This is a genomic window from Bacillus sp. FSL K6-3459 (genome assembly GCF_038003305.1).
Taxonomy (GTDB): Bacteria; Bacillota; Bacilli; order Bacillales; family Bacillaceae; genus Bacillus; species Bacillus pumilus_O.
In genome coordinates this window covers 101148-114158 of sequence record NZ_JBBOOW010000001.1, presented here as the reverse complement: position 1 = coordinate 114158, position 13011 = coordinate 101148, and the positions used below count along the sequence as shown (strand labels likewise).

Genomic DNA, 13011 nt, shown 5'->3' with positions numbered 1-13011 from the left:
TCTCATCAAAATGAGTTTTACTTTTTCTGAAGAAGCACCGTTGCTTGAGAGGCAATTCCTTCGCCTCTTCCTGTAAATCCGAGTTTCTCCGTCGTCGTAGCTTTCACATTCACCTGTGTGACATCTGCCTCAAGCGCTTCTGCAATCTTCTCACACATCGGTTGAATATAAGGAGCCATTTTCGGCTTTTGCGCCATGATGGTGCAATCAATATTCACAAGTGTGTAGCCTTTTTCCTTTACTAGTGCCCACACATGCTGCAGTAATTGAAAAGAATCCGCATCCTTAAACTCAGGGTCTGTGTCCGGGAAATGTCTGCCGATATCTCCTTCAGCAATCGCACCTAGGCAGGCATCTGCCACTGTGTGAAGCAGTACATCAGCGTCTGAGTGCCCAAGCAGCCCCTTTTCATAAGGGATGGTGACCCCGCCGATAATCAAAGGTCTCCCCTCTGTTAATTGATGTACATCAAAGCCTTGTCCTATTCTCAACATGATCTAGTACCCTCTTTCCGCATCCATAATTGCCTTGGCAACCAATAAATCATCCGGTGTCGTCAGCTTAATATTGGTGTAATCCCCTTGGACAATATACACGTTTTCACCATGTAATTGTTCCACAAGACTGGCGTCGTCTGTTCCAAGGAAACCGGTCCGCTCTGCATATTCATGCGCCTCTTTTAAAATAGAATGACGAAAAGCTTGTGGGGTCTGGACTGCCCACAAGCTCTGACGTTCAATGGTTTGTTCCACTTTGCCTTCTTGAACGCGTTTGATTGTGTCTTTCACTGGTACCGCTACAACCGCGGAGCCCTTTTCAATCGCTGCTTTAACGAGCAAGTCAATCTGAGTATGCTTAATAAAAGGCCTTGCTCCATCATGAACAAGTACGATGTCTGCATCTTTCACAGCCTTTAACCCTTCGTATACACTTTGTTGACGTTCCTCACCGCCAGTGACAAGTGAAACAGGCGTTTGAAAAGCGTGTACCTTGAGTAGCCTTTCAAAGTCTTGACGCTCCTCTTCATTAATCGCTAGGATCATGCGCTTGCACTGAGCATGAGCGTCAAACACCTTTAGTGTATGAATAATGACCGGCATTCTTTTCAGCTCAATAAAAAGCTTATTGCGGCCGGCCTTCATTCGTTTCCCCTGCCCCGCAGCCGGAATAACTACTTCATAATACATGTTCGTTCTCCCTTTAGAGCGCCTTCTCCAGAAGTTTTGGCTTCGCAAAAATCATTCTTCCAGCAGCAGTCTGCAGCACACTTGTGACGAGCACATCGATGTCTTTTCCAATGTAATTGCGTCCTTCTTCGACCACAATCATCGTACCGTCATCTAAGTAAGCAACACCTTGGTTATGCTCTTTCCCATCTTTAATGACCTGTACCTTCATTTCTTCCCCAGGTAGCACAACCGGTTTCACCGCATTGGCTAGATCATTGATGTTTAGCACTGCTACTTTTTGAAGTTCGCATACTTTATTTAAATTAAAATCATTTGTCACAACAACACCTGAAGTTAATTTAGCGAGCTTCACAAGCTTGCTATCAACCTCTTGAATGTCTTCAAAGTCACCTTCATAAATTTCAACTTTGATATCTAATTCTTTTTGAATACGATTTAAAATATCAAGACCTCTTCGGCCTCTATTTCTCTTTAATACATCAGAAGAGTCTGCAATATGCTGTAATTCCTCGAGCACAAATTGAGGAATGACCATAACGCCTTCTAAGAATCCAGTTTGACAAATATCTGCGATTCTTCCATCAATGATAACACTTGTGTCTAAAATTTTCAGCTTTTTATCTTCTATTTCAGGTTCATCATCAGCTGCTCCTTTTTTCTTGGTGACCTTTGCAGATCGGGAGAACAGCCCCATCATTTCATCCTTCTTCTTAAACCCTACCTGAAATCCAAGGTATCCTAAAAAGAAAGCCAGGAAAATCGGAATAATGGTACCAAAAATATGATATGGGATATTGTTTAGCGGAATCACGTTTACAATAAGATATGCTAGAATAAGTCCAAATACTAATCCGAAACTTCCAGAAATAAGATCAGGAAGAGGCGCCTTTAATAGAGAATCCTCGATCCATTTCACCCAATTAACCACATAGCCTGTGCACCATTTGCCGATGATAAAGAATACAGCGGCTCCTATTAGTGCTGAAGAGTAAGCATTTGTTATGAAAGGTATGTCCTTTACATTTAACAGCAGAAATACCTCTGGAATGATAAAAATCCCTACAACTGCACCAAAAATGATAAAAAACGCCTGAACGATTCTTTTTAACATACCTTCACCTCCTTTATTATTCATCTGTCAATCCACCCTCACCTGACATTGATATATGTTTAAGTTTCCTATCATGATCAATAGAAAACAAAACCATCATTAATATACCCATATTCATCCATTTTTAACCGTATTTAAAGAAAAATTCTCTTTTACAGCTGTCGGTCGATATAATGTTTTTCTTGCAACCTTTTTAATCCTTTTTTTATCTTTTTCGCTCTTACTTCTCCAATTCCTTCTACTTCATCCAAATCTTGTACATCTGCTTCCATAATTCGATCTAACACACCGAACGCTTCAACCACGTTTTCGACGATTGGCATAGGCAGTCTAGGGATTTTGTGAAGCAGTCTGTAACCTCTTGTGTACACATATTCGTCAATATTTGTAGAAGCTGGATAACCAAGTAACTTGTACAGAATGGAATCATCTAAAAGCTCAAAGCTAGACATATCTTGGAGCTGTTTTAGCAGAACATATGGATCTTTAATCTTTTCTTTCACGTAATCTTTAATAAATAAAGCCGCTTCCTGCTCCATATCTGTAATCAGTTCATTGACCTGTAGACGGATCAAATGTCCTTCTGTTCCAAGCTCTTTGATATACATATTGATTTCATTTTTGATTCTAAGCACCATCTCGTAACGATGCAGCACAGATAATACATCACCAAAGGTCACAAGCTCTTCAAATTCTAGGGCGCTTAACGTAGAAATGGCGTGATCTAGAATGGTTTTATATTTCTCAAGTGTTTGGATGGCTTGGTTGGCCTTCGTTAAAATAAAGCCAATATCTTTCAGCGTGTAACGACGATTTCCTTGGTATAAGGTAATGACGTTCCTCCGTTCAGAAATCGCAATGATTAAACAGCCAGTCTGCTTCGCTACACGTTCAGCAGTACGGTGCCTCATGCCCGTTTCCGATGAATGGATGGTTGCATCTGGCATGAGCTGTGTATTCGCATACAAGATCTTTTGACCAGAATCGCTTAAAATGATGGCTCCATCCATCTTCGCCAATTCATATAAGTGTGCTGGGGAGAAGGCAGAATTAATGTGAAATCCCCCATCGACAACACTCTTCACTTTGTCATTATAACCAACAACAATAAGTCCGCCAGTATTGGCCCTCAGGACGTTTTCGATCCCAGCCCGAAGAGGTGTCCCTGGTGCCACAAACTGTACGATATCTAAGAGATCGAGTTCTCTCGCTCCTTTTTTCTCTTTTTCCATTTCTATGATCCCCCTAGTGAAATTCGAAGTGCCTCCGCTACATTTTCTACACCGACTAACTCAATCCCTCTCGGCTTTTTCCATCCATCTATATTCGCCTGAGGAATAAACATTCGCTTAAATCCTAGTTTCGCAGCTTCCTGCACACGCTGTTCAATTCTTGATACTCTTCTGACTTCTCCTGTCAGACCGACCTCTCCTATAAAGCAATCCGCTTGATGCGGCGCTGCGTCTTTAAAGCTTGATGCAATACTGACAGCAATAGCCAAGTCAATTGCTGGTTCGTCAAGCTTCACACCACCTGCGACCTTTAAATAAGCATCCTGGTTTTGCAGCAGCAGTCCGACACGTTTTTCTAAAACCGCCATGAGTAGTGACACTCGATTATGATCAAGACCGGTGGCCATTCTACGCGGATTTCCGAAGCTTGTCGGTGAAATTAATGCTTGTATCTCGACTAGAACAGGTCTTGTTCCTTCCATTGAGGCAACGACACACGAACCAGATACACCTGCCGAACGTTCTTCTAAAAAAATTTCGGATGGGTTTAATACTTCCGTGAGCCCTTCCTCTCTCATTTCAAAAATCCCAAGTTCATTCGTCGAGCCAAATCGGTTTTTGACTGCACGTAAGATACGAAACGTATGATGGCGCTCACCTTCAAAATAAAGAACCGTGTCCACCATATGCTCTAAAAGACGTGGGCCTGCGATCGAGCCTTCTTTGGTCACGTGACCAACGATAAAAATTGGAATCCCATTTGTCTTGGCAATCTTCATCAGCTGTGCTGTACATTCTCTCACTTGAGATACAGACCCAGGAGCTGACGTTATATCACTTTGATAAACGGTTTGAATCGAATCCACCACGACAAAAGCGGGTTTCATCTCTTGTATAGCAGACGTTATATACTCCATATCGGTTTCAGCCAAAACATGTAAAGAGGTGCTTTTTATGCCGAGGCGGTCCGCTCTTAGCTTCGTTTGTTTAATGGACTCCTCACCAGATATGTATAATACATTCTGATTTTTATCTGAGAGCTGTGCTGATACTTGTAATAATAATGTGGACTTCCCAATCCCAGGATCTCCGCCAATGAGAACAAGAGAGCCTTTGACAATTCCACTTCCTAATACTCGGTTAAATTCTTCTAAATTCGTTTTGATTCGGGGTTCATCTGATGTTTCAATTGCAGATATAGGTGAAGGTTTTTGAATGGTTTGAACAGAATGGTTAAAAGCGCTTCGACGGTTTGCTGGCTCTTTACGAACGACCTCTTCTGTCATACTGTTCCACGTGCCGCAGCCTGGACATTTCCCCATCCATTTGGCTGACTCATAACCGCACGATTGGCAAATAAATTTTGATTTTGTCTTAGCCATAGATTGAAGAATACAACTCCTTATACTGGTCAGAAAATAAGTAAAGGGAGGCATACAGCTTACTGGTATGCCTCACACTTTTTTCTTACTATATTAGTTCGTAGCAGCCGTCGTTTTTACGACAATTTCTCCATCTTCCACATCTAATACGATTTGTTGACCTTTTTCAATATTACCCTTCAGAAGCTCCTCAGAAAGTCGATCCTCCACATGCTTTTGAATCGCTCTTCTTAACGGACGCGCACCGTACTCAAGGTCTACACCTTCGTCGGCTATCTTCGCTTTTGCTGCTTCTGTCAATTCAATTGAAAGGTCTTGTTCTTTTAATCGTTTCGTCAATTGATCAGACATGAGAGACACGATCTCTTTTAGATGTTTCTTTTCAAGTGAATGGAAGACAATGATTTCATCAATACGGTTGATGAATTCTGGTCTGAACGCACGTTTCAACTCGCCCATCACTTTGCCTTTCATATCCTTGTAATTTTGACCTTCATCCTGCACGTTAAAACCAACATATTTATTTCGCTTCAGTTCACTAGCTCCAACGTTGGATGTCATGATCAAAATCGTATTTCTAAAGTCAACGGTACGCCCTTTAGAATCAGTTAGACGACCATCTTCTAATACTTGAAGTAAGATGTTGAATACATCTGGATGCGCCTTTTCAATCTCGTCTAAAAGCACAACAGAATAAGGTTTTCTTCTCACTTTTTCAGTCAATTGTCCGCCTTCTTCATAGCCAACATATCCTGGAGGTGACCCAACAAGTCTAGATGTAGAGTGTTTCTCCATGTATTCTGACATATCAATACGGATCATCGCTTCTTCATCACCGAAAATAGACTCTGCGAGTGCTCTTGCAAGCTCCGTTTTACCAACCCCTGTTGGGCCTAAGAAGATAAATGAGCCGATTGGACGTTTTGGATCTTTTAGACCAGCACGTGCACGTCTCACAGCTTTTGCTACAGCGACAACCGCTTCATCCTGCCCAATTACACGAGAATGGAGTAATTGTTCCATATTTAAAAGCTTATCTGTTTCGGTTTGGGCAATTTTTGAAACAGGCACTCCCGTCCAGCTAGAGACAACCATAGCGATATCATCTACTGATACCTCTGAATTCTCCTGTCCTTGCTTTTCTTTCCAAGATTTCTTTGTCACTTCTACTTTTTCACGTAGACGCTGCTCTGTATCGCGAAGAGAAGCTGCTTTTTCAAATTCCTGACTTTGGACAGCCGCATCTTTTTCCTTGCGTACTTCATCCAGCTTTTGCTCTAGTTCTTTTAGGTTAGGCGGTGTTGTGAAAGAACGTAAACGGACTTTCGAACCTGCCTCATCGATTAAATCAATCGCCTTATCTGGAAGGAAACGATCAGAAATATAACGGTCAGACAGCTTCACCGCCGCCTCAATCGCTTCATCTGTAATGGACACTCGGTGATGTGCCTCATAACGATCTCTAAGTCCTCTTAAGATTTGAATACTCTCATCAACTGATGGCTGATCTACTTGAATTGGCTGGAAACGTCGTTCAAGCGCAGCATCCTTTTCAATATATTTACGGTACTCATCTAATGTTGTCGCCCCGATACATTGAAGCTCTCCACGTGCTAAGGATGGTTTTAGAATATTAGATGCGTCAATCGCACCCTCAGCTCCACCAGCACCAATCAGTGTATGAAGCTCATCAATGAAGAGAATGATATTACCTGCCTGGCGAATTTCGTCCATGACTTTTTTCAAACGATCCTCAAATTCACCACGATATTTCGTTCCCGCTACAACGGTTCCCATATCAAGCGTCATCACTCGTTTATCACGCAGAATTTCAGGCACTTCATTATGAATAATTTGCTGTGCCAGACCTTCAGCGATGGCTGTTTTACCAACACCAGGCTCACCAATCAGCACAGGGTTGTTTTTTGTTCTTCTGCTTAGGACCTCAATGACACGCTGAATTTCTTTGCTTCGTCCAATGACAGGGTCCAAGCTGTCTTCTTTCGCAATCGCTGTTAAATCTCTTGCCAAGCTATCTAATGTTGGGGTATTTGCATTGCTGTTAGAGCCAGCGGCAGATGCACCCGTTTCATTGCTGCCAAGAAGCTGCAGGACTTGCTGACGTGCTTTATTTAAGCTCACTCCGAGGTTATTTAGAACGCGGGCAGCTACACCCTCTCCCTCGCGAATAAGACCTAATAGAATATGTTCTGTCCCTACATAGGAATGACCTAGCTTTCTTGCTTCATCCATTGAAAGCTCAGTGACCTTCTTCGCTCTAGGCGTATAATGAGGAATAGCTTGAGACACCTCTTGCCCTCTTCCAATCAAGCTTTCGACTTCTTTTTGGATTTTATCTGAAACAAGGCCCAGTGCTTCTAACGCTTTTGCAGCGATGCCCTCACCCTCACGTACTAGACCAAGTAAAATGTGTTCAGTACCAATGTTCTTATGGCCTAGGCGAATGGCTTCTTCTTGTGCAAGTGCTAATACCTTTTGAGCTCTTTCAGTGAATCTTCCAAACATCATATCGTTTCATCCTCCTGTCCATTCCTATGCATTTCTAAACGCAGCCTTTCTCTAATAATCGCTGCTCGTTTTATATCTCGTTCATTTGGCTCCAAAGCTCCTCCAGAATATTGTTGAAGAAAGCCAGGCTGTGTCAAAATCATGAGTTCATTCAGTATATTACTTGAAAGCCCCTTAATGATACCTAAATCAATTCCAAGACGCACATCTGACAAACACTTTGCTGTTTCCTTTGATTCAATCATACGACAATTGGACAAAATCCCTAAGGACCGGTACACTCTGTCCTCAAGTTCAATTTTAGATGTTTGATATAACGCTTTTCGTGCAGATCGCTCTTGTTCAATGAGCTGCGCGGTCACACTATTTAAATCATCTACAATGTCTTCTTCTGATTGACCAAGTGTCATTTGATTTGAAATTTGAAAGATGTTCCCTATTGCTTCGCTACCTTCACCATAAATTCCTCTGACTACAAGACCTAATTGATTAATTGCCGGTATAATCCGATTCATTTGTCTTGTGAGGGCTAAAGCGGGTAAATGCATCATGACCGATGCCCTAATACCTGTACCTACATTCGTTGGACAGCTTGTTAAGTATCCTCGCTTTTCAGAAAACGCATAATCCACTTGCTCCTCAATCCAGTCATCTATCTGGTTAGCTGCTTTTAATGCATTGGCTAGTTGGAATCCTGGGAATAAGCATTGGATCCGAATATGGTCTTCTTCATTCAGCATTACACTGATTTCCTCATTTTCAGAAAGCAAACAACCGCCAAATCTTGATTCTGCTAAGTTTGGGCTGATCAAATGCTTTTCAACAAGTACCCTCTTTGCTAAAGGCTGCGTTTCATTCATTCGAATTAGAACAAAGTTTCCGATGTCCTTCACTTCCTGGCTAGCAAACTTTTGCTCGAATTGCTGGAGAACAGCTTCAGCCTCTTCCTGAGAAAACTGAGTTGGGAAACGAACATGCTCTAGGTTTCGTGCTAGCCTGATTCGACTGCTTAGAACAATGTCACTTTCGGGTCCTTTTTGTTTCATCCATTGACTTAAAGCGTCTTGAATAAAATGCTGGAGCGACATGTTGTTAATCTCCCTCCCTCTGCTGAGATTGCTCATGCTCTAATGCACGAATTTGATCTCGAACTTCCGCTGCTTTTTCGAACTCTTCTTGTTCAATTAACTGCTTCAGTTCTTGCTGCATCAACTCAAGTTTCCGGCGTACATGAAGACTGCCGGCAATCCGTTTAGGCACCTTTCCATTATGGACTGTATTTCCACTATGGACTTTCCGTAAAACAGGGTTCAAATACTGATCAAATGAACGATAGCATTCTGCACAGCCAAAACGGCCTGTTTTTCTGAATTGTTGAAAGGTTAAGCCACACTTAGGACATTGATCCACTTCTCTTGCTTCTTGAAAAATAGATGATCCCTTATTTGCACTTGTGGTAAAGCTAGGATCAATATTCAATAAACCCGATAATAAGTTGTGAATCGAGAAACCTTGGTTTCCACTCATAGCATATGAATCACTGTTTTCTTTTGCACATTGTTCACATATGTGCATTTCTTGTTTTTCTCCATTTATAACTTTCGTAAAGTGAAAAGTGGCTGGTCTCTCATTGCATTCTTGACAAATCAATCTTTTCACCCGCTTTACTTTAATTTCAAAGCATTTAACATCGCTATCATCATCCGAGCTCGCAATTCATCACGTTCAGGTAAATCAATGTGCAAAACAGAACGGTCCATGACACTGATCATCATCTTTGCTTCTCTTTCAGATAAAATGTTATTTTCGACAAGACGCATAATGATATGATCAGAGGCAGCCTGTGATAAACGATGATATATTTGGGAAATAATGTTATTCAATAAGTCGACTTCATCATTCATTTTGACTTTAATGATGCGGATATAGCCACCGCCGCCACGCTTACTTTCAACGATATAGCCTCTCTCGCTCGTAAAGCGCGTATTGATTACATAGTTAATTTGTGAAGGTACGCATTGAAACTTATCTGCAATTTCATTGCGTTTAATTTCTAATATTTCTCGACCGTTCTGATCCAAGACTTCTTTCAAATACTGCTCGATGATATCAGAAATATTTTGTGCCACTCCGCCTCCTCCTCCATTGACTTTGACTATATTTGACTTTAATCTTACTATAAATTTTTTCGGTCGATTTTTCAAGATAATCGCTCAACTAAGAATATTATTTCCACATTTATATGGTGTCAAACCTCTCAAAAACACAAAAAAGACCAGTTCCAAATGGAACTGATCCTTGTACAAGCTTGGCGGCGTCCTACTCTCACAGGGGGAGACCCCCAACTACCATCGGCGCTGAAGAGCTTAACTTCCGTGTTCGGTATGGGAACGGGTGTGACCTCTTCGCTATCGCCACCAAACCTGATGGAGAGAATGTTCTCTCAAAACTAGATAACAATGTTCAAACTTCACAATAGAATATAGGTTAAGTCCTCGATCTATTAGTATCTGTCAGCTCCACGTGTCACCACGCTTCCACCTCAGACCTATCAACCTGATCATCTTTCAGGGATCTTACTTCCTTGCGGAATGGGAAATCTCATCTTGAGGGGGGCTTCATGCTTAGATGCTTTCAGCACTTATCCCGTCCGCACATAGCTACCCAGCGATGCCCTTGGCAGAACAACTGGTACACCAGCGGTGCGTCCATCCCGGTCCTCTCGTACTAAGGACAGCTCCTCTCAAATTTCCTGCGCCCGCGACGGATAGGGACCGAACTGTCTCACGACGTTCTGAACCCAGCTCGCGTACCGCTTTAATGGGCGAACAGCCCAACCCTTGGGACCGACTACAGCCCCAGGATGCGATGAGCCGACATCGAGGTGCCAAACCTCCCCGTCGATGTGGACTCTTGGGGGAGATAAGCCTGTTATCCCCGGGGTAGCTTTTATCCGTTGAGCGATGGCCCTTCCATGCGGAACCACCGGATCACTAAGCCCGACTTTCGTCCCTGCTCGACTTGTAGGTCTCGCAGTCAAGCTCCCTTGTGCCTTTACACTCTGCGAATGATTTCCAACCATTCTGAGGGAACCTTTGGGCGCCTCCGTTACATTTTAGGAGGCGACCGCCCCAGTCAAACTGCCCACCTGACACTGTCTCCCTGCCCGATAAGGGCAGCGGGTTAGAAGGTCAATACAGCCAGGGTAGTATCCCACCGATGCCTCCACCGAAGCTAGCGCTCCGGTTTCCAAGGCTCCTACCTATCCTGTACAAGCTGTACCAACATTCAATATCAGGCTGCAGTAAAGCTCCACGGGGTCTTTCCGTCCTGTCGCGGGTAACCTGCATCTTCACAGGTACTATAATTTCACCGAGTCTCTCGTTGAGACAGTGCCCAGATCGTTGCGCCTTTCGTGCGGGTCGGAACTTACCCGACAAGGAATTTCGCTACCTTAGGACCGTTATAGTTACGGCCGCCGTTTACTGGGGCTTCAATTCGCACCTTCGCTTACGCTAAGCGCTCCTCTTAACCTTCCAGCACCGGGCAGGCGTCAGCCCCTATACTTCGCCTTACGGCTTCGCAGAGACCTGTGTTTTTGCTAAACAGTCGCCTGGGCCTATTCACTGCGGCTTCTCGGGGCTTTAACACCCTAAGAAGCACCCCTTCTCCCGAAGTTACGGGGTCATTTTGCCGAGTTCCTTAACGAGAGTTCTCTCGATCACCTTAGGATTCTCTCCTCGCCTACCTGTGTCGGTTTGCGGTACGGGCACCTCTCACCTCGCTAGAGGCTTTTCTTGGCAGTGTGGAATCAGGAACTTCGCTACTAAATTTCGCTCGCCATCACAGCTCAGCCTTCACGGGAAACGGATTTGCCTATTTCCCAGCCTAACTGCTTGGACGCGGATATCCAATACCGCGCTTACCCTATCCTCCTGCGTCCCCCCATTGCTCAAATGGTGAGGAGGTGGTACAGGAATATCAACCTGTTGTCCATCGCCTACGCCTTTCGGCCTCGGCTTAGGTCCCGACTAACCCTGAGCGGACGAGCCTTCCTCAGGAAACCTTAGGCATTCGGTGGACGGGATTCTCACCCGTCTTTCGCTACTCATACCGGCATTCTCACTTCTAAGCGCTCCACCAGTCCTTCCGGTCTGACTTCACAGCACTTAGAACGCTCTCCTACCACTGTTCGTTAGAACAGTCCGCAGCTTCGGTGATACGTTTAGCCCCGGTACATTTTCGGCGCAGAGTCACTCGACCAGTGAGCTATTACGCACTCTTTAAATGGTGGCTGCTTCTAAGCCAACATCCTGGTTGTCTAAGCAACTCCACATCCTTTTCCACTTAACGTATACTTTGGGACCTTAGCTGGCGGTCTGGGCTGTTTCCCTTTCGACTACGGATCTTATCACTCGCAGTCTGACTCCCAAGGATAAGTCATCGGCATTCGGAGTTTGACTGAATTCGGTAACCCGGTAGGGGCCCCTAGTCCAATCAGTGCTCTACCTCCGAGACTCTTACCTTGAGGCTAGCCCTAAAGCTATTTCGGAGAGAACCAGCTATCTCCAGGTTCGATTGGCATTTCACCCCTACCCACACCTCATCCCCGCACTTTTCAACGTGCGTGGGTTCGGGCCTCCATTCAGTGTTACCTGAACTTCACCCTGGACATGGGTAGATCACCTGGTTTCGGGTCTACGACCACGTACTCATGCGCCCTATTCAGACTCGCTTTCGCTGCGGCTCCGCATCTTCTGCTTAACCTTGCACGGGATCGTAACTCGCCGGTTCATTCTACAAAAGGCACGCCATCACCCTTTAACGGGCTCTGACTACTTGTAGGCACACGGTTTCAGGATCTATTTCACTCCCCTTCCGGGGTGCTTTTCACCTTTCCCTCACGGTACTGGTTCACTATCGGTCACTAGGGAGTATTTAGCCTTGGGAGATGGTCCTCCCGGATTCCGACGGAATTTCACGTGTTCCGCCGTACTCAGGATCCACTCTGGAGAGAACAACATTTCAGTTACAGGGCTGTTACCTTCTTTGGCGGGCCTTTCCAGACCTCTTCGCTTATATCGTTCCTTTGTAACTCCGTATAGAGTGTCCTACAACCCCAAGAGGCAAGCCTCTTGGTTTGGGCTGTTCCCGTTTCGCTCGCCGCTACTCAGGGAATCGCATTTGCTTTCTCTTCCTCCGGGTACTTAGATGTTTCAGTTCCCCGGGTATGCCTTCTCATACTCTATGTATTCAAGTATGGATACTACTCCATTACGAGCAGTGGGTTTCCCCATTCGGAAATCTCCGGATCAAAGCTTGCTTACAGCTCCCCGAAGCATATCGGTGTTCGTCCCGTCCTTCATCGGCTCCTAGTGCCAAGGCATCCACCGTGCGCCCTTTCTAACTTAACCATTTCTTACTTTAGAAAGAATCACTATGTGTGATGAACTTTGCATTGCATTCAATGTGAATGTATTACTTATTGTTATCTAGTTTTCAAAGAACAATCCTGTCTCGCTAGAGACATGTTTTGAAGGAATGATCCTTCAAAACTAAACAAGACC

The 13011-nt window shown here is 44.2% G+C and carries 9 protein-coding genes and 2 rRNA genes; all 11 read right to left on the bottom strand.

The annotated features are described in order from the left end of the window. Window positions 1–17: 17 nt before the first annotated feature. Window positions 18–494, bottom strand: a complete 477-nt coding sequence (gene ispF, locus MHI35_RS00610) for a 2-C-methyl-D-erythritol 2,4-cyclodiphosphate synthase (protein WP_012008689.1) — start codon at window positions 492–494, stop codon at window positions 18–20. A gap of 3 nt (window positions 495–497) precedes the next feature. After that, window positions 498–1187: a 2-C-methyl-D-erythritol 4-phosphate cytidylyltransferase gene (ispD, locus tag MHI35_RS00605; protein WP_003217158.1), complete on the bottom strand. Its 690-nt coding sequence runs from the start codon at window positions 1185–1187 to the stop codon at window positions 498–500. A 13-nt stretch (window positions 1188–1200) separates the two neighbouring features. Then, window positions 1201–2301: a PIN/TRAM domain-containing protein gene (locus MHI35_RS00600; protein WP_211064369.1), complete on the bottom strand. Its 1101-nt coding sequence runs from the start codon at window positions 2299–2301 to the stop codon at window positions 1201–1203. Window positions 2302–2453: 152 nt separating this feature from the next. Then, window positions 2454–3533, bottom strand: coding sequence for a DNA integrity scanning diadenylate cyclase DisA (gene disA, locus MHI35_RS00595; protein ID WP_211064370.1), 1080 nt, complete (start codon window positions 3531–3533; stop codon window positions 2454–2456). A 2-nt stretch (window positions 3534–3535) separates the two neighbouring features. Further along, window positions 3536–4915, bottom strand: coding sequence for a DNA repair protein RadA (gene radA / locus MHI35_RS00590; RefSeq protein ID WP_034620767.1), 1380 nt, complete (start codon window positions 4913–4915; stop codon window positions 3536–3538). A 93-nt stretch (window positions 4916–5008) separates the two neighbouring features. Next, window positions 5009–7444, bottom strand: coding sequence for an ATP-dependent protease ATP-binding subunit ClpC (gene clpC, locus MHI35_RS00585; protein ID WP_003216969.1), 2436 nt, complete (start codon window positions 7442–7444; stop codon window positions 5009–5011). Next, window positions 7441–8532, bottom strand: a complete 1092-nt coding sequence (locus MHI35_RS00580; protein WP_003217181.1) for a protein arginine kinase — start codon at window positions 8530–8532, stop codon at window positions 7441–7443. The genes clpC and MHI35_RS00580 overlap by 4 nt, the downstream gene beginning before the upstream one ends. Window positions 8533–8536: 4 nt before the next feature. Beyond that, window positions 8537–9094 (bottom strand): UvrB/UvrC motif-containing protein, encoded by a 558-nt coding sequence (locus MHI35_RS00575; protein ID WP_034665655.1) that lies wholly within the window; start codon window positions 9092–9094, stop codon window positions 8537–8539. 14 nt (window positions 9095–9108) lie between these two features. Beyond that, window positions 9109–9573, bottom strand: coding sequence for a CtsR family transcriptional regulator (locus MHI35_RS00570; protein WP_060697832.1), 465 nt, complete (start codon window positions 9571–9573; stop codon window positions 9109–9111). 177 nt (window positions 9574–9750) lie between these two features. Next, window positions 9751–9866, bottom strand: a 5S ribosomal RNA gene (gene rrf / locus MHI35_RS00565). A gap of 61 nt (window positions 9867–9927) precedes the next feature. Further along, window positions 9928–12858, bottom strand: a 23S ribosomal RNA gene (locus MHI35_RS00560). Window positions 12859–13011: the final 153 nt, after the last annotated feature.

Bases quoted from the DNA above. Each gene is read 5' to 3' on its own strand.
- ispF (WP_012008689.1), bottom strand. From the start codon at position 494: ATGTTGAGAATAGGACAAGGCTTTGATGTACATCAATTAACAGAGGGG.
- ispD (WP_003217158.1), bottom strand. From the start codon at position 1,187: ATGTATTATGAAGTAGTTATTCCGGCTGCGGGGCAGGGGAAACGAATG.
- MHI35_RS00600 (WP_211064369.1), bottom strand. From the start codon at position 2,301: ATGTTAAAAAGAATCGTTCAGGCGTTTTTTATCATTTTTGGTGCAGTT.
- disA (WP_211064370.1), bottom strand. From the start codon at position 3,533: ATGGAAAAAGAGAAAAAAGGAGCGAGAGAACTCGATCTCTTAGATATC.
- radA (WP_034620767.1), bottom strand. From the start codon at position 4,915: ATGGCTAAGACAAAATCAAAATTTATTTGCCAATCGTGCGGTTATGAG.
- clpC (WP_003216969.1), bottom strand. From the start codon at position 7,444: ATGATGTTTGGAAGATTCACTGAAAGAGCTCAAAAGGTATTAGCACTT.
- MHI35_RS00580 (WP_003217181.1), bottom strand. From the start codon at position 8,532: ATGTCGCTCCAGCATTTTATTCAAGACGCTTTAAGTCAATGGATGAAA.